The organism is Caulobacter sp. GW821-FHT10A06, assembly GCF_059415805.1.
On record NZ_JBWKNY010000002.1, the window covers coordinates 30,440 to 51,566 of the forward strand.

Consider the following 21,127-nt stretch of genomic DNA (forward strand, 5'->3'; position numbering starts at 1 on the left):
TCCGCGAGTGCATCGATGTTCGTCCGCCGCGTCCTGTCCCTGGTTCTGGCCGCCGGCCTGGCGCTATCGGCGGGTATCGCCCAGGCGCGGGAGAAGGCTCCGCACCTGACCATCCTGCTGTCGATGGACGGTTTCCGCGCTGACTATCTGGATCGCGGCGTGACGCCGAACCTGAAGGCCCTGGCCGACGATGGCGCGCGCGGCGCCATGCGGCCCTCGTTCCCGACCCTGACCTATCCGAACCACTACACTCTGGTGACCGGCAAGCGCCCGGACCGCAACGGCGTCGTTGGCAATGTGATGGAGGACGCCGTCATCGGCGGCCCCAAGTTCACGATGAGCGCGCCGACGGCCAGCGATCCGCGCTGGTGGAACCAGGCCAAGCCGTTCTGGTGGTCGGTCGAGCGCCAGGGCAAAAAGTCCGCCGCCATGTTCTGGCCGGGCTCGGAGATCGCCATCGACGGCGTCCGTCCGACCCACTGGCTGAAGTACGACCACAAGCTGGCCTATGACGCCCGCGTCGATCAGGTCTTTGCCTGGATGGATAGCGGCGATGGTCCGCCGCTGGCCTTTGCGACCCTCTATTTCGACGCCGCCGACACCGAGGGCCATCACTACGGCCCGAACTCGCCGGAACTGAACGCCGCCTTGGTCGACCTGGATCGCAATATCGGCCGCCTGGTCGAGGGGCTGAAGGCGCGGGGCCGGTTCGAGAACACCGACCTCGTCATCGTTGCCGATCACGGCATGGCCCCGCTGCCGGCCGCCAACCGCATCGTGATGGACGACCTGATCGACGTCTCCAAGATCCACTTGGTGACCACGGGCGCGGTGACCAGCTTCTCGCCCGAGCCGGGCCAGGCCAAGGCGGTCGAGGCGGTGTTTCTGGGCAAGGCCCCGCCGCACATGACCTGCTGGAAGAAGGCCAAGATCCCGGCCCGCTATCACTACGGCCGCAATCCGCGCGTGCCGGCCATCGTCTGCCTGTCGGAGACCGGTTGGTACACGACCACCGCCGAGGCCCGGAAGAAGCCCGGCAAGTGGGACGGTCTGGACGGCGGCGCGCACGGCTTCGACCCTTACGACCCGGTGATGCGCGCGGTGTTCGTGGCCCACGGCCCGTCGTTCAAGCCCGGCGTCGTGCTGCCGGCCTTCGACAATGTCGATGTCTACCCGCTGCTGGCCAAGATCACCGGCGTGAAGCCCGAGAAGGGCGATGGCTCGCTGAAGGTCGTGGGCCAGGCGCTGCGTTAGCCGGCGCGCGTCTCGTAGATCGAGATCGACCCGCTGGGCGTGCCGATGCGGTCGCGCTCGGACACCGCTGAGAGGCCGCTGGACCGCATCAGGCCGGGCAGGGCGCCGACGGCGTTGAATTCGGTGCGCTCGAAGCCGTCCACGGCCTGGACGAAGAGGAACAGCAACCGCATCAGCCCGCGCTGGCGGCCGTAGTCGGCGATCAGCACCCGGCCGCCGGGACGCACCAGCCGCGCCATGGCCTGAAGAATCGCGCCCTTCACCGGCGCGTCGCACTGGTGCAGCACCAGGCTGGAGATCACCGCGTCGGCGACCTGACGGCCCACCAGGGCGTCGGCCTGGTCGCCCAGCCCCTGGCGCCACTCGATCTCGACCCCGGCCCGCAGGGCCTTGGCGCGAGCGATGGCCAGCACGGTCGGGTCGGGGTCTATTCCGACCATCCGCACGCCGGGCCGCGCGCGCTTGATGGCGATGGCCTGCGAGCCGGTGCCGCAGCCGATGTCGACGATCAGCTCACCATCGCGCGGGTCCAGAGCCTTCAGCAGCGCCTTGCGCCAGCGCCCCTCGCGGCTGACGAGCGCCAGGACGAGATCGTAGGCGCGTGTTAGTTCGGGGCGTCCCAGGGCGGGGACGTAGTGGGCTTGTTCGGTCATCGAGATCCTCCTGGCCGCCAAGATGGCGGATCGCGCCGGAGGGTCTTGGACCGAACGCTTGGAGGGGCTTGGGTGACCGGAAACGCCGGATGGTCCGGGAAGATCTGGATCGGCAGAGACTGGTGGTGCTTCGAGGGCGCGAGCGGCGACTCGAAGGCCCATGGCCACCTCTGCGCCCAGGTCGTGGTCGGGCTGGACGGGCCTGCTAGGGTCGAGGGCGAGGCGGGCGTCATCGAGGCTCCCGTGGTGCTCATTCCGCCAGGCGTGCGCCATCGGCTGTTGGGCGGTCCGATCCGAGCGATCTATCCGCGACCGCTCGGGCGGTTGGCGAGGCGCTGGGGTGTCGCGCGCTGGTCAGCGGTGTCGCCCGCGCCGGCTGACTGGACACCGCTGGATGGCGACCTGGTCGAGACGTTGAACGCCGAGGCCGCCCTGGGCGAGGCCACGGCAATCGATCCGCGTCTGAAACTGGCCCTGCACGCGCTGGATGGCGAGCTCAGCCTCGCGGATCTCGCTGCGCGGGCGGGCCTGTCGGCGCCGCGTCTGCGGGCCCTGGCCCAGGCCGAGCTGGGCGCGCCCCTGGCGCACTGGCGGCTGTGGCTGCGGCTGGAGACGGCGCTGCTGCGCCTGCGGGCCGGCGAGGGGCTGGCCATCGCCGCCGCCGAGGCGGGCTTCGCCGACCAGTCGCACCTGAACCGCGCCATGAGCCGGTTCTTCGGCATCACCCCGCTGACGGTAGCGCGCCTACTTGCGTAGATAGTTTCGATATGCGTTAAATATTGTCGTTCATCGAAAGGATAAGCGACATGCCTCAGAACCCGCGAAACCTGGTCGCCGCCCTGATCTATCGCGACCCCAAGGCCGCCATGCTGTGGCTGGAGCAGGCTTTCGGTTTCGAGCTGACCTTCCTGATCGAGGACGACAAGGGCGGTCCGGCGCACATCCAGATGAGCTACGGCGCGGCCAGCATCATGATCGGCCACGAATGGAGCCAGAACCATGCCAGCCCGGCGTCGGTGGGTGGCAAGAACACTCAAGCGATCCACATCTTCATCGACGCCGATGTCGACGCCCATTGCGAGCGGGCTCGCGCCGCTGGGGCTGAGATCCTGGAAGAGCCGGCCACTCAGTTCTACGGCGACCGCACCTATCGCTGCCGCGATCCGGAAGGCCACATCTGGACCATCGCCGCCAAGGTCGAGACCGTGTCGATCGCCGACATGGAGGCCCGCAGCGGCCTGAAGATCGCGGTGGCGAAAGAATGATCTCTCAGGAGGACTTCCGCCGCCTGGCCCTGTCGATGCCGCAGGCGATCGAGAGCTCGCACATGGGCACGGTGGATTTCCGGTGCGGCAGGATCTTCGCGACCCTGGGCAATCCCGACGCCGACTGGGCGATGGTCAAGCTGACGCCGGACCAGCAGGAGATGCGCGTGGCCGCCGAGCCTGAGGTCTTCGTCCCCGTGCCGGGCGGCTGGGGCAAGGGCGGGGCGACCCGCCTGCGCCTGGCCGCCTGCGACGAGACCACCGCGCGCGGGGCGGTGCTCGACGCCTGGCGCAACGTCGCGCCCAAGAAGCTGCTGTGAGCGAGGCCCTGGACCGCACCCTGGCCGCGCTCGCCGACCCGCACCGGCGGCGCACGGTCGACCTGCTGCGCGAACGGCCTCGGCGCGCGGGCGAACTGGCCGAGAGCCTGGGCCTGACGCCGCCGGCGATGAGCCGCCATCTGCGGGCCCTGCGCCAGTCGGGTCTGGTCGAGGAGAGCCATCCGGAGTTCGACGCCCGCGTCCGAGTCTACCGCCTGCGGCCCGAGCCGATGGCGCAGCTGAAGGCCTGGCTGGAAGCGGCCGAGGATCACTGGGTCGACCAGCTGTCGGCCCTGAAGGCGCATGTGGAGGCCAAGGCCCAAGGGGAAGGCGAGTGAGTTCCAAGATCCTAGTCGCCCTGCGCATCGCCGCGCCGCCGGAGGTGGTGTTTGACGCCTTCACTGACGACATCGCCCTGTGGTGGCGGCCCAACACCCTGTTCTCGTTCACCCCGCGCTCGCCGGGCGTCATGGCGTTCGAGGATGGCCGGCTGGTCGAGCGCCTGGCCTCGGGCAAGGTGTTCGAGGTCGGCAAGGTCAGCGTCTGGGAGCGCGGCGCGCGGCTGGTGTTCGGCTGGCGGCAGGCCAGCTTCGAGCCCGGCATGGACACCGAGGTCGAGGTCCGCTTCGACCCGGTCGATGACGGCACCCGCGTGACCGTCGAGCATCGGGGCTGGGACACCGTGCCCGCCGAGAATGTCGCGCGCCACACCTTCCCGAACGCCATCTTCCTGCAACGGCATGGAGAGTGGTGGCGGGTCCTGCTGGCGGGGCTTGCGAGCCAGGCGAACAGCGTCCAACTAGGGACCGCCGGGGAGGGCGACCAATGAACCAACCGATCACGGGCGTGAAACGACAGGCCGCCCTGGGCTTCATCTTCGTCACCGCGACCCTGGACGTCCTGTCCCTGGGCGTGATGATCCCCGTCCTGCCCAATCTGGTGAAGTCGTTCGGCGGCGGCGATACCGCCGTGGCCGCCGACTGGACGGTGCTGTTCGCCACCACCTGGGGCGTGATGCAGTTCTTCTGCTCGCCGATCCTGGGCCTGATGTCCGACCGCTGGGGCCGTCGCCCGGTGATCCTGACCTCGATCTTCGGCCTGGGGATCGACTTCCTGTTCATGGCCTTCGCGCCGACCCTGTGGTGGCTGTTCGTCGGGCGGATCCTGAACGGCATGACGGCGGCCAGCTTCTCGACCGCCGGGGCCTATGTCGCCGACGTCACCACGCCCGAGAACCGCGCCAAGGGTTTTGGCCTGATGGGCGCGGCGTTCGGCGTCGGCTTCACCTTCGGCCCGGCCCTGGGCGGCTGGCTGTGGAAGTTCGATCACCACGCGCCGTTCCTGGTCTGCGCGGGCCTGGCCTTGCTGAACTGGCTGTACGGCTTCTTCGTCCTGCCGGAATCCTTGCCGCCCGAGCGCCGCCAGCCGCGCTTCGACTGGAAGAAGGCCAATCCGGTCGGCTCGCTGCGCCTGCTGCGCGGCCATCCGGGCCTTCTGGGCCTGGCCGGTGTCGGCTTCCTGTTCCAGCTGGCTCATAACGTGCTGCCCAGCGTCTTCGTGCTGTACATGGGCTTCCGCTACGGCTGGAGCCCGGACGTCATCGGCCTGACGCTGATGGCCAGCGGCATCTCCGGGATCGTGGTCCAGGCCCTGATCGTCGGCCGGGTGGTCAAGGCGGTGGGCGAGCGCGGGGCGCTGCTGATCGGCCTGTTCTCGGGCTTTGCCGGCTTCATGATCTACGGCCTGGCGCCGACCGGCTTCCTCTATCTGTGCGGCCTGCCGCTGTTTGCGCTGACCGGCCTGATCCAGCCCGGCCTGATGGGCCTGATGACCCGCCGCGTGCTGCCAAACGAGCAGGGACAGCTGCAAGGCGCCAACTCGGCCATGATGGGCATCGCCTCGATCATCGGCCCGCCGCTGTTCCTGCTGCCGTTCGCCTTCGCCATCCGTCACGACGCGACCCTGCACCTGCCGGGCCTGCCCGTGCTGATCGCCGCGGCGCTGATGCTGGCCTCGACGCTCTTGGCCTACGCCAAGGCCCGTCCGGCGCCGGCGGCAGCGGAACCGCAAGCGGCCTGACGCCTTAGAGTCGCCCGAAAGCTCGGCTGAGGTCGCGGACAAGATTTAGGAGCTATTCTTGAAGACCACCCTTCGCGCCCTGTTGCCCGTCGTCGTCCTGCTGGCCGCCTGCTCCAACCCGACCGGCCAGACCCAGGCCCAGTCGGTCTCTGGGGCGATCCCGGACATGCCCGCGCCGACCAAGCGCGCGCCCGCCGATTCCGCGTCGATGAAGCTGTCGTTCTCGCCGGTGGTGAAGCGGGCCGCCCCGGCCGTGGTCAATGTCGCCAGTCGCAGGGTGGTGCGCCAGCGCGTCGATCCGTTCTGGGACTTCTTCATGGGCGGCGGCGCGCCGCGCGAGCAGGTGCAGGGCTCGCTGGGGTCGGGCGCCATCGTCCGCGCCGACGGGGTGATCATCACCAACCACCACAACATCGAAGGCATCGTCGAGGGCAAGGGCGACATCACCGTCCAGCTGGCCGACCGTCGTGAGTTCCCGGCCACCGTGCTGCTGGACGATCCGCGCGCCGACCTCGCCGTGCTGAAGATCGACACCAAGGGCGAGAAGCTGCCCGTCATGGCCATCGACGACCAGGAACAGCTGGAAGTCGGCGACCTGGTCCTGGCCATGGGCAATCCGTTCGGCGTCGGCCAGACCGTGACCAACGGCATCGTCTCGGCCCTGGCCCGGACGGACGTCGGCGCGGCCGACTTCGGCAGCTACATCCAGACCGACGCGGCCATCAATCCCGGCAACTCAGGCGGTCCGCTGGTCGACATGGACGGCGACCTGGTCGGCATCAACACCTTCATCATTTCGCGTTCGGGCTCGTCCTCGGGCGTCGGCTTCGCCATTCCGGCCAATGTCGTGCGCCAGGTGGTCGGCGCGGCGCTGGGCGGCGCCCACGTGGTGGTGCGGCCCTGGTTGGGCGTGAAGGGCCAGCCGGTGACCGGCGATATCGCCAAGAGCCTGGGCATGACCGCCCCGCGCGGCGTGCTGATCGCCCAGGTCTATCCCGGCTCGTCGGCCGATCGCGCCGGCCTGAAGGAAGGCGACGTCATCCTGTCGATCGACGGCCGCTCGGTGAACGACGAGGGCGGCGGCGCTTTCGCCATCGGGGCCCACAAGGTCGGCGACCGCGTGCCGATGCAGATCCAGCGCAACGACAAGGAGCAGACCATCACGGTCCGCGCCGACGCCGCGCCCGAGACCCCGGCCAAGGACGAGCGGGCCATCAAGGGCAACAACCCGTTCAGCGGCGCGACCCTGGTCAACCTGTCCCCGGCCGTGGCCCAGGAGCTGGGCGTGGATCCGTTCCTGGGGCGCGGGGTGCTGGTCACCCAGATCGGCCAGGGCTACGCGATGAGCGCGGGCCTGCGTCCGGGCGACTTCGTCCGCGAGATCAACGGGCGTCCGATCAACACCGTCGCCGATGTGGCCGCCGCGACGACGGGGCAGGGGCGCAACTGGACCGTGACGATCGAGCGTCAGGGCCAGCGGATCACCGCGCGTCTGACGATCTGACGTCCCAGGCCGCGCGGGCAATCACGGCGAACATGGCGGCCAGCACGATCGGCCCCAGCGGGATCGCCTTGAAGGCCTCGGAGAAGATGATCAGCGGCAGGCAATAGGCGGCCAGGGCGATGACACGTTCGCCCGGTCGCCAACTCTCGCCCGGCGCCATGCGCGCCATGGCCAGGGTGACGGCGGCGGCCGACACCATCGGCATGTCGTAGATGAAGGCGTAGGGGCTGGTCAGGAACAGGCCGACCTGCAGCGCGGCCGCGTCCAGGGCCGTGGGCGCAGGCTTGTTCCGGCTACTGTGGAACAGCGCCAGCAGCACCGCGACGACCACGGCCGCCACGACCAGCTGGATGGCGCCGAAGACCGGTGCGCTGACGCCCGCGCCACGCAGGCTGGCCGTCACGGTCGGCATCAGCCAGCCCAGCGCGTCCCAGTTGCTCTCGAGCGCTCGCGAGAACCTGGGCAGGGTCTTCAACCAGGTCAGCCAGGCCTCGAAGCCGAAAACCAGCAGGCTGATCACGGTCAGGGCCAGGACCGTCAGCACCGTGGCGGCCAGCGGACGCCAGCGCCGTCCCACCAACAGGACGAGCGGCACGAGGACGAAGATCTGCGGCTTGCACGACAACAGGCCCAACAGCACGCCGGCCAGCCAGGGGCGCTTTTCCATCAGGCGGAAGCCGCCGATCAGCAGGGCCGCGGTGATCAGGCCGTTCTGGCCGAAGATGATGGTCAGGATCGTCGTCGGCGCCAGCACCGCCAGCCAGGGCAGGCGCGCGCCACGCTCGGTCGCCCCGACCGCCAGGGCGAAACCGACCAGCCCCACGGCCGTCCAGACGACGAAGGCGGGCATGTAGCCCAGCAGGCTCAAGGGACCCAGGAACAGCAGCAGCGTCGGCGGGTAGATGCACGGATAGAACTTGTGGAACCCCGGCAGCAGCGCGTGCTGGACGCTCTCCAGCAGCTTGAAGTCGTAGATCTGCGCGGCCGGGTGGGCGTGCAGGAAGCGGCCGAAGCTCCAGAAGGCGTAGAAGTCCGCGAACAGCGGATCGCCGTCCGCCTGGTGCGTGGTCACGTATCGGAAGATGGCCAGCGCCTGGTAGAGCACCAGGGCCGCCGCGACGATCGCCAGCATCAGGCCGCCGCGGCGCGTTCCCTGCTTGTCGACCTGATCGTCCATGTCCGTCCTCATCGTTAACGCGGGCACTTTGAGGGCAAGGTGATAATGGGACTTGAACGGGCGGGCCTGCTAGAAGAGGGCATGTCCGATCTCTTCCAGGCCGCCGGCCTGACGCCTCACGCTCCGGCCCCGCTGGCCGACCGGTTGCGCCCCCAGAGCCTCGACGAGGTGGTGGGCCAGCAGCACTTGCTGGGTCCTGAAGGCCCGATTGGCCGCATGGCCGCCGCCCATCGCCTGGCGTCCATGATCCTGTGGGGCCCGCCCGGCACCGGCAAGACCACCATCGCCCGCCTGCTGGCCAAGGCCGGCGGCTACGAGTTTCACCAGATCTCGGCGGTGTTCTCCGGCGTCGCGGATCTGAAGAAGGCCTTCGAACAGGCGCGCGTCCGCCGGGCGGCGGGTCAAAGCACGCTGCTGTTCGTCGACGAGATCCACCGCTTCAACCGCGCCCAGCAGGACGGTTTCCTGCCGTTCGTGGAGGAGGGGATCGTCACCCTGGTCGGGGCCACCACCGAGAACCCCTCGTTCGAGCTGAACGGCGCTCTGCTGTCGCGTTGCCAGGTGTTCGTGCTCAAGCGCCTGGGTGAAGACTCGCTGGACCAGCTGCTGCAACGGGCCGAGGTCGCCGAGAACCGCCCGCTGCCGATCGACGCCGAGGCCCGCTCGAGCCTGGTGGCCATGGCCGACGGCGATGGCCGTTACCTGCTGACGCTGGCCGAGACCCTGTTCTCGATCGGCACCGACAGCCCGCTGAACCCGACCCAACTGGGCCAGTTCCTGCAAAAGCGCCGCCCGGCCTACGACAAGGACCGCGAGGAGCACTACAACCTCATCTCGGCCTTGCATAAGTCGGTGCGCGGCAGCGATCCCGACGCGGCGCTGTACTGGCTGGCGCGGATGCTGGAGGGCGGCGAGGATCCGCTGTTCATCGCCCGCCGCCTGGTGCGGATGGCGTCCGAGGACATCGGCGCGGCCGATCCGCTGAGCCTGCTGCTGACCACGGCCGCCAAGGACGCCTACGACTTCCTCGGCAGCCCCGAAGGCGAACTGGCCCTGGCCCAGGCCGTGGTCCACATGGCCAGCGCCCCCAAGTCGAACGCCGTCTACAACGCCTACAAGGCCGCCCGCCGCGCCGCCAAGGAGACCGGCAGCCTGATGCCGCCGTCGCACATCCTCAACGCTCCGACCAAGCTGATGAAGTCGCTGGGCTATGGCGACGGCTATGCCTACGACCACGATGTCGAGGGCGGCGTGTCGGGCCAGAACTACTTCCCGGACGGCATGGAACGCAGGCGGTTCTATGAACCCAAGCCGGTCGGGGCCGAGGCCAAGGTACGAGAGCGCTTGGAAGCCTGGGGCAAGGTGCGTAAGGACGGCAAATGAGCAGTCCGAAATTCCGCCGCCCGCCCGGTGTCGCCAAGCCCAAGGCCATCGAGTGCCCCATCACCCTGGCACAAGAGGAGATCGACGCGGCCAAGTCGTGGGTGCTGTACGAGGACGAGGCGATCATCGTGCTGGACAAGCCTTCGGGCCTCTCCAGCCAGGGTGGCCGGATCAAGGCTCATACGCTGGACGACCTGCTGTGGGCGTTCGCCAAGCCGGGCAAGGCGCGGCCGCGTCTGATCCACCGCCTGGACCGCGACACCTCGGGCGTGATCCTGACGGCTAAGACCAAGCCGGGCGCGGCCTTCCTGGGCGAGGCCATGATGGCCAAGCGCTTCCGCAAGAGCTACCTGGCCATCGTCGCGCCGGGCGCGCCCGAGCCCAAGGGCGGCATGATCGACAGCCCGCTGCGCCGCGAGTCGATCGGCCGCGAGGCCTATATGCGGGTCTGCGAACCCGACCATCCGGACGCCGAGACCGCCCGCAGCCGTTATCGTACCCTGGCCAGCAACGGCGTGGCCGCGCTGGTCGAGCTGTCGCCGGACACCGGCCGCATGCACCAGCTGCGGGTCCATATGGGCTCGATCGGCCGGCCGTTGGCGGGGGATAGCCGCTACGGCGGGGCGCTGATGCTGGGCGGCGTGGCCGTGCCGCGCCTGATGCTGCACGCCGCGCGCCTGACCTTCCCGCATCCGCTGGGGGGCGAGCGCAAGATCACGGCCCCGCTTCCGTCCGATTTCACGGCCATGCTTGCCGCCCTCGAACTGTCAGTCCCGGAACAGCCAGGTTCCGAGGCCGTTGATCAGGTCTGAAGAGGCAAACGCCATGAAGATCGCAAAACCGCTTATCGCCGCTGCTCTGTCGGGCCTGCTGTTGGCCGCCTGCGCCAGCGTCCCGACCGTCTATCGCGCCCAGGCTGGCGCGCCGAACGACGTCGGCTATTCCGAATATCGGCTGGAGGCCGGTCGCTACCGCGTCACCTTCCAGGGCGGCCCCGGCGCGCCGGAGGCCCAGATCGCCGACTACGCCCTGCTGCGCGCGGCCGAGCTGGCCCTGCGTGATGGCTATGACTGGTTCCGGATCGCCGACCGCTCGACCACGTCCAGCGGCTATGATCGCGGGCCTCGGATGTCGGTCGGCGGCGGTTCGGCCAGCTTCGGGCGCCGTTCCAGCGTCGGCATCGGCCTGGGCACCAGCTTCGACCTGGGCCCGGGTCCGGCCTTCTCGCGCTCGATCGAGGTGGTGTTCGGCAAGGGCGCGGTCCCGAAAGACCGCGACGCCTATGACGCGCGTGACGTCGTCAAGAACGTCGGCTACGGCCGCCAGCGGACTTAGGTTTAAGCCGCGGCCTGCTTGGCCAGCGGATAGTTGGCGCGCAGCGAGGCGTGGGTGAGGCCGGCTGTGTCGGCGGCGGCGAAATAGCCTTCCTGCGGCAGGCCCTGCAGGATGGTCATCGGCGCCAGGCCGCGCGAGTCTCGACCGAAGGCCATGATGTCCATGGCGATCTTGGCCGCTTCGCCCGACAGGTCCGAACCGTCCAAAGCCAGGCCGGCCAGGCGAGCGTCGCGTAGCACGCGCAGGGCTTCCTTGTCCGGCGGCACGCGGGCGATGACGCCACGGGTCAGGGCGCGCAGCAGGCCGACCACTTCCAACAGACGACCGGCGGGCGTGCCGCGGGTGACGTCGACCAGCTCGATCTGGACGCCGCCGCGCAGCAGGGCCAGCGACAGACCGGCCGTGCCGGTCAGCAGGTCGCGACCGCGCTGGGTGCCCAGCGTGCGGAACGAGGCCGGCAGGATCAGTTCGGGCGTATTGGGGCCTTGGGCCGAGCGGGCGAAGACCGCCGCGTATTTCAGCGTCGACTCGTCGATGAAGGCGACGTCGCGGTCCGACAGCTTGGTCAGGGCGCGGGCCGAGGCCTGCCGGCCGCTGGCCAGATGGGTGACCATCGGCTCGATGCGCACGGCGGTGGTGACGTTGCGGCGCAGGCTGACCACGTGTTCCAGCGTGAAGTCGACCCGCAGGGCCGCGCCGCCGGCGGTGGTGAAGGCCACCGGGGTGCGGCGGGACTCATCGGCCGGGTCCACGGCGACGCGGACCGGCGAACGGGCGCTGTCGCGGCGAGCGCGGGCTGCCAGGACGACCGAGGCGTCGATCGGCTTGCAGACCGCTTCGCCGCCTTCGATGCCGATGACCGAGCGGATGCCCAGGTCCATCGGCGAGGCGGCGCCCAGCAGGTGGGTCAGCACGTCCTCGAGGATCTTGACGCTGGTCGCCTGGGCCGCCAGGCCCTGGTCGTGGTTCATGGCGATCAGGAATTCGCTGTCCGAGATGCGGGCGCGCATGTCCTGGCGATCCAGGTGCTCGTTCAGCTTCAGCTCGACATACGTCCAGACGTCGCCGCGCTTCTGGCTCCACCACTCGCCAGCCCACTGGCGGATGGCCTTGATGCTGATGACGTTGACGGAGCCGCGCGACACCAGGTCATTGCCCGTCAGGCGCTGAAGCACCGGGCCCGGCAAGGCCACGCGTTCGGTCGCGTCTGAAGGAGGGGGGGTGTCGAAGGGCATGGGTCTGGCGCTGTTTAAGACACGTGCAGAGTGCGGTCCCGCGCTTAACCGTGGGTTTTGAAAGAGGGTTTACAACCGCGTTTACCTTGAAAGAAATCGGGGAAAAACAAGGGAACTGCGGTGGGTGCTTGGCGTTCACGCCCGCTCGGCGCATAAGGCGTTTATGAACAAGCTGCTTCTGGTGGCCGCTGGCGGAGCCGTCGGTTCGGTCGCGCGCTATCTGGTCGGCGTCGGGGCCATGCGGGTCATGGGACCTGGCTGGCCCTATGGCACCTTCACCGTCAATGTCGTGGGCGGCTTCCTGATGGGATGCCTGGCCTCGTGGCTGGCCCATCGTGGCAGTTCGTCGAGCGAACAGTGGCGTGTGCTGCTGGGCGTGGGCGCGCTGGGCGGCTTCACGACGTTCTCGTCGTTCTCCCTGGAAACCGCGCTGATGATCCAGAAGCGCGCGTATGGCCAGGCTTTCTCCTATACGGCCGCGAGCGTCCTGCTTTCGATCGCCGCCCTGTTCGCGGGCCTTCTGGTCGCCCGCAAGGTTTTCGCATGAGCACTAAAGAAGTCCGCACCCTTTACGTCGACGCCGGCGAGGACGGGGTCCGCCTGGATCGCTGGTTCAAGCGCCGCTGGCCGCACCTGAACCACATCCAGCTGAACAAGCTGTTCCGCTCGGGCCAGGTCCGGGTGGACGGTTCGCGCGCCAAGGCCGACACCAAGCTGGCGGCCGGCAGTCAGATCCGCGTGCCGCCGCTGCCCGACGCGCCCGATCCGACCGACAAGAACAAGCTGTCGGCCCGCGACATCGCCTACGCCAAGTCGCTGGTGCTGTACGAGGACGAGGAAGTCCTGGCCCTGAACAAGCCCGCCGGCCTGGCCGTGCAGGGCGGCACCAAGACTACCAAGCACGTCGACAAGCTGCTCAGCGCCTGGGGTGAGGGCGTCGACCGTCCGCGCCTGGTCCACCGCCTGGACCGCGACACCTCGGGCGTGCTGCTGCTGGGCAAGACCCCGGCGGCCGCCGCGCGCCTGTCGGGCGCCTTCGCCAAGCGCAAGGCGCAGAAGACCTACTGGGCCATCGTTGCCGGCAACCCGCACCCGACCGAGGGCGTGATGGAGCTGCACCTGGCCAAGCGCGGGGTCGGTGACCGCGAGCTGGTCGTGCCCGCCCAACCCAAGGATCCGGACGCCCAGCCGGCCGAGACGGAATTCGTCACCATCAGCCGCGCCGGTCCGCGCGTGACCTGGATGGCGCTGCGTCCGCATACCGGCCGAACGCACCAGCTGCGCGCCCACATGAAGGCCATGGGCCACCCGATCCTGGGCGATCCCAAGTACGGCGACGAGAAGTCCGACCCGCTGTCGGAAGGGCTGAAGCTGCAGCTGCACGCCCGCTCGATCATGCTGCCGCACCCGTCGGCCGGCATGCTGCATGTCGAGGCTCCGCTGAGCCCCGAGATGAAGGAAGGCTTCCGCAAGTTCGGCTTCTCGGAAGACGAGGCGGACGCCGAGCCCTTCGGCCGGCGCAGCGCCAAGATTCGTCGATAGGCCTAGACGAGACCGGTCACCGGTTTGACGGCCGCGCTGTCGGGGAACACCTTGCTCTCCAGGACCGCGCGGTCGACGCCGATGTGGTCGGCCAGCACGCCCTTGAACAGGCCGCGCATGTCGAGGGTCGGAGCCGTGTCGCGGTTCTCGAACAGGGCGTTCTGGGCCAGGCCAGGCCAGTCGCCGACGATACCGCCTTTCTTCAACGCACCGCCCAGGATCAGGCCGGTCGAGGCCGTGCCGTGGTCGGTGCCGCCGGTGCCGTTGACGCGGGCGGTGCGGCCGAACTCGGTGACGGCGATGACCACCGTGTTCTTCCACTCCGCCCCCAGCCCGGTGTGCAGGCCGTCCAGCACCGCGTCCATGTAGGTCAGGCGCGTGGCGATCTGGCCCAGCTGGCCGGCGTGGGTGTCGAAGCCGTCCAGCGAGATGGCGGCGATCTGCGGGCCGCCGGCCTGGGTCATGAAGCCGCCCAGGGTCGAGCCCAGCTTGCGCGCGGCCTCGCTGCCGGCGCGGTTCTGGCGGTCATTGGCCATGGTCGGGGACATGGACGCGGGCTGCATCATGCTCGGCGTCGAAGCGGCTGCGACGTTCATGGCCGGGGTGGCGGCCAGGGCGGTCATGGCCTGCTGGGCCATGGTCTCGGTCTCGAGCCCGCGCGCGAAGGCCGGGCCCAGCATCGGGTCGTTGCGATAGAGGTCCTGCAGCAAGGTGGGCAGGCGGGCGGTCTCGTCGACGCCCTTGCCGGGCGACCAGCTGGCCGCCTGGACCTTGCCGCGCAGGATCAGCGGGGCGGTGGTCCCGACCGACAGCCCCTCGACCTTGCGGACGGGCGCCAGGGCCTCCAGCGTGCGGTTCAGCCAGCCGGTCTCGGTCCCGTAGACATGGGCGGCGCCGGTCTCCAGCACGTCCTGGGCCTCGAAGTGCGAGCGGGCGCGGTCGGGGCTGGCGATGGCGGGCGCAATGCGGGCCTGGCCAGCTTGCGCCAAGGCGTGGACGGTCTTCAGGGCAGGGTGCAGGCCGAAGGTCTCGTCCAGCTTCAGCACCTGGTCGGACTTGAGGGCGATCGAGCCGCGCAGGGCGGCGTAGTTCGCATCCCCCACCGGCGGCGAGACGGACAGGCCGTCCATGCCGCCCCGGCAGATGACGACGACCAGCTTCTTCTTGGCCAGGTCGCCCTCGGAGGCGGCGAAGGCCTGTGAGCCCAGGAAGCTGACGGAGATGCCAAGGCCCAACAGGGCGCGGCGGTTCAGGTGAGCGGTCATCGGCGTTGGAACTCCGGGCTCATCACGAGAAGGGCGAAGGCTTCGCGGCGGGTCTCGGCCCGCGACACGGCCTTGGCGACGGGCGGCGTGAGGCGTTCGCCCAAGGCCGAGACGGCCAGGGCGTTGGGATCGGTGCGGTCGGCGACGACGGCGGCGAAGCCTTGCGCCCATTGCATCCGCTTGATCAGCCCGTCGGGCGAGGCCCAGGTCTGGGCGTCCTCGGCCCAGCCCTTGGGGGAGGGGGCTGAGAAGGGCTTCTGGCCAAGCCCCGTGAGGATCGGCGCCAGGCGCTCGATCGCCGACGGCTCGGCGCCGATCAGCCGCCAGGTCGACAGGGTGTATTCGTAGGGCGTCTTGAACTTGGCGGGCGTCGGGTCCCAGGCCTCGGGGCTCTCGACCAAAGCCTTGGCGACGGCGGCCAGGTCGCCGCCGGTGTCCATCCAGCGCTTCTCCAGCCGCTCGGTCAGCGACTTGGGCGGCGTGTCCGAGACGAAGTGGCGGGCGATCTTGCCGCAGACGTGACGGGCGGTGCGCGGATCGGCGGACAGGTCCTTCAGCACCGCCAGGCCCTGCTTGATGTCGGCCTGGCCGTAGTGGCGGGCCAGGATCGTGCGGGCGCCGGGCTCGTGGGCGTTGTCACGGAACACGAACTGGCCGGCGCGGTCTTCCATGTCGCGGCCGACCGAGAAGCCGGTCAGGGCGCGGGCGAACTCGGTGACGTCGGCCTGCTTATAGCCGGCGTCGACGCCGACCGTGTGCAGCTCCAGGATCTCGCGCGCCAGGTTCTCGTTCAGGCCGGCCTTGCCGCCCCGGCGTCCGGCCGCGCGGCTATTCGGGCCAATCGACTGGGCCTGGTCCAGATAGGTCAGCATGGCCGGATGGGTCGAGGAGGCGACCAGCAGGTTCTCGAAGCTGTTGAACACATAGGGCCTGATCGCCTCGCGCTCGAACGGGCCGATCAGCACCGAGGTGATCTGCTTAGTCGACGAGACTGTGAAGTGGTTGGCCCAGAACAGCGCCCAGCGTTCGCGGAAGCTGGCCGGCGTGCTGGCCCCCAGGCGCGCGCGGGCCAGGAAGTCGGCGCCGACCTTCTCGCGCAGGTCCCGCTGGGCGTCCTTGAAGGTCTGGGCGTTGGCGGCGGTCTTGTCGGCCTCGCCGTCCTTCTGCTGGCGCTCCATGCGGCGCTGCTGCTGGTAGTCGCGCATCTGCTCGAAGCGGACCGAGGCGCTTTCGCCGCCATCCTGCGGGATGTCGGCGCCCTCGCGGCGGATCTGGGCGGTGAGGTAGCCCTGCGGATCGGACTTGGCCGCCTCGATCTCGCCCGGGCGGGCGCCCAGGCCGAAGCGGGTGACGGCGATGGCGGCCATCATGTCCTTGGACGGTAAGCTCAAGCGGCGCTCTCCCTTGCGCTGACACGCGATCTTGCTCATTCAACGCGGGAGTTTCGCCGTTCCGTCGCGAACGGCCCGAAAAATGAGATCGCCTGTGTCCGACAAGTCCGAGCTGCTGCTGAAACCCAAGCGCTTCTACAAGGCCGCCGCCGCGGCCCCGGTGGAGGGCGGCTTCGCGATTCAGCTGGACGGCCGCACGCCCAAGTCGCCGGCCAGGAAGCCGCTGGTCGCGCCGACCAAACTGCTGGCCGACACCATCGCCGCCGAATGGGAAGCTCAGGTCGAATATATCGACAACAGCCTGATGCCGGCCACGCGCCTAGCCTTCACAGCTATCGACCGCATCGCCGAGACCCGCGCCGAGGTGGCTCGCGAGATCACCGCCTACGCGTCTTCCGACCACCTGTGCTACCGCGCCGAGCATCCGACGCCGCTGGTCGAGCGCCAGGACCGCGAGTGGGGCGCGATCCTGGACTGGGCCAAGGCTGAGTTCGGTTTCGTCTTCACGCCGGTGGCCGGGATCATCCACCAACCGCAGCCGCCGGCCACCCTGGCTGCCGTCGAGGCCTTGGCACTGACGCTGGACGACTTCGCCCTGGCGGGCGTGGCCTTCGCCTCGGGCCTGTTCGGCTCGACCGTGCTGGCCCTGGCCGTGCGCGCCGGCCGTCTGACCGGCCGCAAGGCGCTGGATCTGTCGCGGCTGGAAGAGGTGTTTCAGGCCGAGCAGTGGGGCCAGGACGAAGAGGCCGCCGCCCGCGCCGCGTTCCTGGCTGTCGAGGCCGACATGATCGACCGCTGGTTCGCAGCGCTGCGCTGATGTTCAAGACCGGCGCCGTCTACGCCCTGGCGGCGCTTTGTGAGATCGGCGGGTGCTTCGCCTTCTGGGCCTGGCTGCGGCTGGGCAAGACGCCGTGGTGGGCCGGGGCGGGGACACTGTCGCTGATCGCCTTCGCCCTGCTGCTGACGCGGATCGACGCCAGCGTCGCCGGCCGCGCCTACGCGGCCTATGGCGGGATCTACATCGTCGCCTCGATCGCCTGGATGCGTCTGGTTGAGAACGCCCGGCCCGACCGCTGGGACCTGATCGGCGGCGCGGTGTGCCTGGTCGGGGCGGCGATCATCCTGTTCGGACCGCGCACGAACTAATCTGCCCTCTGCTGCGCTGCCGCAAGGTCCGCCTTGCCTGCGCCTTCTGGCGTCGCTAGGGCTGGCTGCCTAAGGTGGGCGAACCGCCAGCATAACTATCCGGGCAGGGGAGTACGCGCGTGCAGCACATTCTCGAGGAACTCGACCGTCGTCGCGAACAGGCCAAGGCCGGCGGTGGCGAGGCGCGCGTCGCCGCCCAGCACGCCAAGGGCAAGCTGACCGCCCGCGAGCGCATCGACCTGCTGCTGGACGAAGGCTCGTTCGAGGAGTTCGACATGTTCGTCGAGCACCGCTGCGCCGACTTCGGCATGGAGAACCAGAAGATCCCCGGCGACGGCGTTGTCACGGGCTGGGGCACGATCAACGGCAAGGTCGTCTACGTCTTCTCCAAGGACTTCACGGTGTTCGGCGGCAGCCTGTCGAATGCTCACGCCCAGAAGATCATCAAGGTCCAGCGCCAGGCCATGAAGGTCGGCGCGCCGATCATCGGCCTGTTCGACGCCGGCGGCGCGCGCATCCAGGAAGGCGTCGACAGCCTGGCCGGCTATGCCGACATCTTCCTCGAGAACACCCTGGCGAGCGGCGTCATCCCACAGATCAGCGTGATCATGGGCCCGTGCGCCGGCGGCGACGTCTATTCGCCCGCGATCACCGACTTCATCTTCATGGTCAAGGACACGAGCTACATGTTCGTGACCGGCCCCGACGTCGTGAAGACCGTGACCAATGAGGTCGTCACCGCCGAGGAGCTGGGCGGGGCTCGCGTCCACGCCGCCAAGTCCGGCGTGGCCGAGGGCGCGTTCGAGAACGACCTGGAAGCCCTGACCCAGGTGCGCCGTCTGGTCGACTTCCTGCCTTCGTCCAACCGCGAGCCCGCCCCGGAGCGCGAGAGCTTCGACGAGCCCTATCGCGAGGAGGCCAGCCTCGACACCTTGGTGCCGGCCGATCCGACCAAGCCCTACGACATCAAGGAGCTGATCCTGAAGATGGTCGACGAGGCCGACTTCTTCGAGATCAGCAGCGAGTGGGCCAAGAACATCGTCTGCGGCTTCGCCCGCATGGACGGCGAGAGCGTCGGCATTGTCGCCAACCAGCCGCAGGTGCTGGCCGGGGTGCTGGACATCGACAGCTCGCGCAAGGCCGCCCGCTTCGTGCGCTTCTGCGACGCCTTCAACATCCCGATCATCACCCTGGTCGACGTCCCAGGCTTCATGCCGGGGACAAAGCAGGAGTACGGCGGCCTGATCAAGCACGGCGCCAAGCTGCTGTTCGCCTATGCCGAAGCCACGGTGCCGAAGATCACGGTCATCACCCGCAAGGCCTATGGCGGCGCCTATGACGTGATGAGCTCCAAGCACCTGCGCGGCGACCTCAACTACGCCTGGCCGACCGCCGAGATCGCGGTGATGGGCGCCAAGGGGGCGGTGGAGATCATCTTCCGCCAGGAAGCCAAGGATCCCGAGGTGCTGGCCGTGCGCGAGGCCGAGTACAAGGACCGCTTCGCCAACCCGTTCGTGGCGGCGCAGCGCGGCTATGTGGATGACGTGATCATGCCGCACGGCACGCGGCGGCGGATCGTGCGCGGGCTGAAGAGCCTGAAGGGGAAGGAACTGTCCAACCCCTGGAAGAAGCACGACAACATTCCGTTGTAGCTTCACGCACTCTGCTCCCCCTCTGGGGGAGCTGTCGCGGAGCGACTGAGGGGGCATCGCCGGCATAGGCCGAGCTGCCCCCTCCGGCCCTCTGGGCCACCTCCCCCAGCGGGGGAGGAGAAGGCGTATTGCGCCAAACCTTTCCCTCGCCGCCCGACCCTTCTATATGCGGACGCTTCTACGCTTCCCGTGACTCCCCGAAAGGCCGCGCCCGCATGGCTCGCATCCTGATCACCTCGGCTCTGCCGTACATCAACGGCATCAAGCACCTGGGCAACCTGGCGGGGTCGATGCTGCCGGCGGACGTCTATGCGCGGTTCAAGCGGGCCCAGGGCCACGAGACGCTGTACATCTGCGCCACCGACGAGCACGGCACCCCGGCTGAACTCGCGGCCGCCGCCGCCAACCAGGACGTCGCCACCTACTGCGCCGAGCAGCACATCCTCCAGCACGATGTGGGTCGCGCCTTCGGCCTGTCGTGGGACCATTTCGGTCGCTCGTCCTCGCCGCAAAACCATCGCCTGACCCAGCACTTCTGCCAGGCCCTGGAAGACCACGGCCTGATCGAGGAACGCGTCGACCAGATGGTCTATTCGGTCGACGACAAGCGCTTCCTGCCCGACCGCTATGTCGAAGGCACCTGCCCACACTGCGGTTTCGAGAAGGCGCGCGGCGACCAGTGCGACAACTGCGGCAACCTGCTGGACCCGACCGACCTGAAGGACCCGTACTCGGTGATCTCGGGCTCGCGGAACATCGAGGTGCGCGACACCCGCCACCTGTACCTGCTGCAGACCAAGATGCAGGACAAGATCCGCGCCTGGGTCGACAGCCACGGCGACTGGCCGCAGCTGGCCCGCTCGATCGCCTACAAGCACCTGGACGAGGGGCTGATCGATCGCGGCATCACCCGTGACCTGGCCTGGGGCATCCCGGTGGCCCAGGACGGCCTGCCGCGCCCGGGCTTCGAGGACAAGGTCTTCTACGTCTGGTTCGACGCCCCGATCGAATATATCGCCGCGACCCAGGAGTGGGCCGAGGGCTCGCCCGACCGTGACTGGAAGCGTTGGTGGCGCACCGACGAAGGCGCGGAAGACGTCCGATACGTCCAGTTCATGGGCAAGGACAACGTCGCGTTCCACACCGTCAGCTTCCCCGCGACGATCCTAGGCTCGGAAGAGCCGTGGAAGAGCGTCGACATGCTCAAGGCCTTCAACTGGCTGAACTGGTACGGCGGCAAGTTCTCGACCTCGTCCAAGCGCGGCGTGTTCATGGACGCGGCCCTGGAGATCCTGCCGCCCGACCTGTGGCGCTGGTACCTGACGGCCAATTCGCCGGAGAGCAGCGACACGGCCTTCACCTGGGAGCAGTTCGCCAGCGCCGTGAACCGCGACCTGGCCGACGTGCTGGGCAACTTCGTCAACCGCATCCTGAAGTTCAACGAGAGCAAGTTCGAGGGCGTGGTCCCCGGGGGCGGCGAACCGGGGCCGCTGGAAGAGAAGCTGTTCGCCGACGTCTCGGCGCGCCTGGCCGATCTGGCCGAACAGATGGACACCATCGAGATCCGCAAGAGCGCCCAGGCGCTGCGGGCCCTGTGGGTGGTCGGCAACGAATATCTGCAGGAGGCGGCGCCGTGGACCGCGATCAAGACCGATCGTGATCGCGCCGCCGTCATCGTCCGCACGGCCCTGAACCTGGTCGCCCTGTACGCCAAGCTCTCGGCCCCGTTCATCCCGTTCGCGGCCGAGACGATCGGCGACGCCTTCGGCCTGGAGTTCCCGGCCCAATGGCCGTCGAACGACGCCAAGGCCGAGCTGGACAAGCTGGCGGTCGGCTCGAAGGTGACGGTGCCGGACGTCCTGTTCAAGAAGATCGAGGACGAGCAGATCGCCGAATGGACGGCCCGCTTCGGCGGCGCCGAGTAAC

General features: G+C 68.9%; 22 protein-coding genes. 17 read left to right on the forward strand and 5 right to left on the reverse strand.

All coding sequences use genetic code 11. The features are described from left to right. The first annotated feature begins 15 nt into the window (after positions 1 to 15). Entirely contained in the window at positions 16 to 1,254 is a 1,239-nt protein-coding gene (locus AC07NF_RS04175; RefSeq protein ID WP_494628663.1) for an alkaline phosphatase family protein, read from the forward strand. Here the strand turns inward: AC07NF_RS04175 and AC07NF_RS04180 are convergent. After that, a complete protein-coding gene (locus tag AC07NF_RS04180; RefSeq protein WP_494628662.1) occupies positions 1,251 to 1,907 on the reverse strand; it encodes a class I SAM-dependent methyltransferase in 657 nt (218 codons plus the stop codon). The genes AC07NF_RS04175 and AC07NF_RS04180 overlap by 4 nt on opposite strands. Positions 1,908 to 1,979: 72 nt before the next feature. Between AC07NF_RS04180 and AC07NF_RS04185 the strand changes: the two genes are divergently transcribed. From AC07NF_RS04185 to AC07NF_RS04215, 7 genes are read left to right on the forward strand one after another with little or no spacing between them, the layout of a single operon-like run. Continuing rightward, positions 1,980 to 2,663, forward strand: coding sequence for a helix-turn-helix domain-containing protein (locus AC07NF_RS04185; protein ID WP_494628661.1), 684 nt, complete (start codon positions 1,980 to 1,982; stop codon positions 2,661 to 2,663). A gap of 50 nt (positions 2,664 to 2,713) precedes the next feature. Further along, positions 2,714 to 3,172: a VOC family protein gene (locus AC07NF_RS04190; protein WP_494628660.1), complete on the forward strand. Its 459-nt coding sequence runs from the start codon at positions 2,714 to 2,716 to the stop codon at positions 3,170 to 3,172. Further along, on the forward strand, positions 3,169 to 3,492 hold the full coding sequence (locus tag AC07NF_RS04195) for an MmcQ/YjbR family DNA-binding protein (protein ID WP_494628659.1): 324 nt from the start codon (positions 3,169 to 3,171) through the stop codon (positions 3,490 to 3,492). Before AC07NF_RS04190 ends, AC07NF_RS04195 begins: the two co-directional genes overlap by 4 nt. Next, positions 3,489 to 3,830, forward strand: coding sequence for an ArsR/SmtB family transcription factor (locus AC07NF_RS04200; protein WP_494628658.1), 342 nt, complete (start codon positions 3,489 to 3,491; stop codon positions 3,828 to 3,830). The genes AC07NF_RS04195 and AC07NF_RS04200 overlap by 4 nt, the downstream gene beginning before the upstream one ends. Next, on the forward strand, positions 3,827 to 4,321 hold the full coding sequence (locus AC07NF_RS04205) for an SRPBCC domain-containing protein (protein ID WP_494628657.1): 495 nt from the start codon (positions 3,827 to 3,829) through the stop codon (positions 4,319 to 4,321). The genes AC07NF_RS04200 and AC07NF_RS04205 overlap by 4 nt, the downstream gene beginning before the upstream one ends. Continuing rightward, the gene (locus AC07NF_RS04210) at positions 4,318 to 5,571 is read left to right on the forward strand and encodes a TCR/Tet family MFS transporter (protein WP_494628656.1); all 1,254 of its coding nucleotides are present in this window, start codon (positions 4,318 to 4,320) and stop codon (positions 5,569 to 5,571) included. The genes AC07NF_RS04205 and AC07NF_RS04210 overlap by 4 nt, the downstream gene beginning before the upstream one ends. 58 nt (positions 5,572 to 5,629) lie before the next feature. Beyond that, positions 5,630 to 7,075: a Do family serine endopeptidase gene (locus AC07NF_RS04215; protein WP_494628655.1), complete on the forward strand. Its 1,446-nt coding sequence runs from the start codon at positions 5,630 to 5,632 to the stop codon at positions 7,073 to 7,075. Here the strand turns inward: AC07NF_RS04215 and AC07NF_RS04220 are convergent. Beyond that, positions 7,053 to 8,252, reverse strand: coding sequence for a glycosyltransferase family 87 protein (locus AC07NF_RS04220; protein ID WP_494628654.1), 1,200 nt, complete (start codon positions 8,250 to 8,252; stop codon positions 7,053 to 7,055). The two genes, AC07NF_RS04215 and AC07NF_RS04220, sit on opposite strands and share 23 nt — an antisense overlap. Positions 8,253 to 8,333: 81 nt before the next feature. Here AC07NF_RS04220 and AC07NF_RS04225 point away from each other — a divergent pair, with 81 nt between their 5' ends. The 3 genes from AC07NF_RS04225 to AC07NF_RS04235 are packed head-to-tail and all read left to right on the forward strand — an operon-like array spanning position 8,334 to position 10,970. Next, positions 8,334 to 9,635: a replication-associated recombination protein A gene (locus AC07NF_RS04225; protein WP_494628653.1), complete on the forward strand. Its 1,302-nt coding sequence runs from the start codon at positions 8,334 to 8,336 to the stop codon at positions 9,633 to 9,635. Continuing rightward, positions 9,632 to 10,447, forward strand: coding sequence for an RluA family pseudouridine synthase (locus AC07NF_RS04230; RefSeq protein WP_494628652.1), 816 nt, complete (start codon positions 9,632 to 9,634; stop codon positions 10,445 to 10,447). The genes AC07NF_RS04225 and AC07NF_RS04230 overlap by 4 nt, the downstream gene beginning before the upstream one ends. A 13-nt stretch (positions 10,448 to 10,460) precedes the next feature. Beyond that, positions 10,461 to 10,970 carry a CC0125/CC1285 family lipoprotein gene (locus AC07NF_RS04235; protein WP_494628651.1) on the forward strand — a complete coding sequence of 170 codons (510 nt, stop codon included), beginning with the start codon at positions 10,461 to 10,463 and terminating at the stop codon, positions 10,968 to 10,970. A gap of 2 nt (positions 10,971 to 10,972) precedes the next feature. On the opposite strand, the gene AC07NF_RS04240 is transcribed toward AC07NF_RS04235, so the two are convergent. Further along, positions 10,973 to 12,205 carry a hypothetical protein gene (locus tag AC07NF_RS04240; protein WP_492809581.1) on the reverse strand — a complete coding sequence of 411 codons (1,233 nt, stop codon included), beginning with the start codon at positions 12,203 to 12,205 and terminating at the stop codon, positions 10,973 to 10,975. Positions 12,206 to 12,368: 163 nt separating this feature from the next. On the opposite strand from AC07NF_RS04240, the gene crcB reads away from it, so the two are divergent. Together crcB and AC07NF_RS04250 are read left to right on the forward strand one after the other, a co-directional pair. Beyond that, complete coding sequence (crcB, locus tag AC07NF_RS04245; RefSeq protein ID WP_291875291.1) at positions 12,369 to 12,752, forward strand: fluoride efflux transporter CrcB; 384 nt, start codon at positions 12,369 to 12,371, stop codon at positions 12,750 to 12,752. Beyond that, on the forward strand, positions 12,749 to 13,747 hold the full coding sequence (locus tag AC07NF_RS04250) for an RluA family pseudouridine synthase (RefSeq protein ID WP_494628650.1): 999 nt from the start codon (positions 12,749 to 12,751) through the stop codon (positions 13,745 to 13,747). The genes crcB and AC07NF_RS04250 overlap by 4 nt, the downstream gene beginning before the upstream one ends. 2 nt (positions 13,748 to 13,749) lie before the next feature. Here the strand turns inward: AC07NF_RS04250 and AC07NF_RS04255 are convergent, their stop codons facing one another. Continuing rightward, positions 13,750 to 15,012, reverse strand: coding sequence for a DUF1501 domain-containing protein (locus AC07NF_RS04255; protein ID WP_494628649.1), 1,263 nt, complete (start codon positions 15,010 to 15,012; stop codon positions 13,750 to 13,752). After that, positions 15,009 to 16,442, reverse strand: coding sequence for a DUF1800 domain-containing protein (locus tag AC07NF_RS04260; RefSeq protein ID WP_494628648.1), 1,434 nt, complete (start codon positions 16,440 to 16,442; stop codon positions 15,009 to 15,011). Before AC07NF_RS04260 ends, AC07NF_RS04255 begins: the two co-directional genes overlap by 4 nt. Positions 16,443 to 16,497: 55 nt before the next feature. Between AC07NF_RS04260 and AC07NF_RS04265 the strand changes: the two genes are divergently transcribed. The 4 genes from AC07NF_RS04265 to metG all read left to right on the forward strand — a co-directional run bounded on the left by AC07NF_RS04265 (position 16,498) and on the right by metG (position 21,126). Further along, a complete protein-coding gene (locus tag AC07NF_RS04265; RefSeq protein ID WP_494628647.1) occupies positions 16,498 to 17,220 on the forward strand; it encodes an ATP12 family chaperone protein in 723 nt (240 codons plus the stop codon). Further along, the gene (locus AC07NF_RS04270; protein WP_494628646.1) at positions 17,220 to 17,549 is read left to right on the forward strand and encodes a YnfA family protein; all 330 of its coding nucleotides are present in this window, start codon (positions 17,220 to 17,222) and stop codon (positions 17,547 to 17,549) included. The genes AC07NF_RS04265 and AC07NF_RS04270 overlap by 1 nt, the downstream gene beginning before the upstream one ends. Positions 17,550 to 17,668: 119 nt before the next feature. Then, the gene (locus AC07NF_RS04275) at positions 17,669 to 19,201 is read left to right on the forward strand and encodes an acyl-CoA carboxylase subunit beta (RefSeq protein ID WP_494628645.1); all 1,533 of its coding nucleotides are present in this window, start codon (positions 17,669 to 17,671) and stop codon (positions 19,199 to 19,201) included. Between the two features lie 215 nt (positions 19,202 to 19,416). After that, positions 19,417 to 21,126, forward strand: a complete 1,710-nt coding sequence (metG, locus tag AC07NF_RS04280; RefSeq protein ID WP_494628644.1) for a methionine--tRNA ligase — start codon at positions 19,417 to 19,419, stop codon at positions 21,124 to 21,126. The last annotated feature ends 1 nt before the right edge of the window (position 21,127 follow it).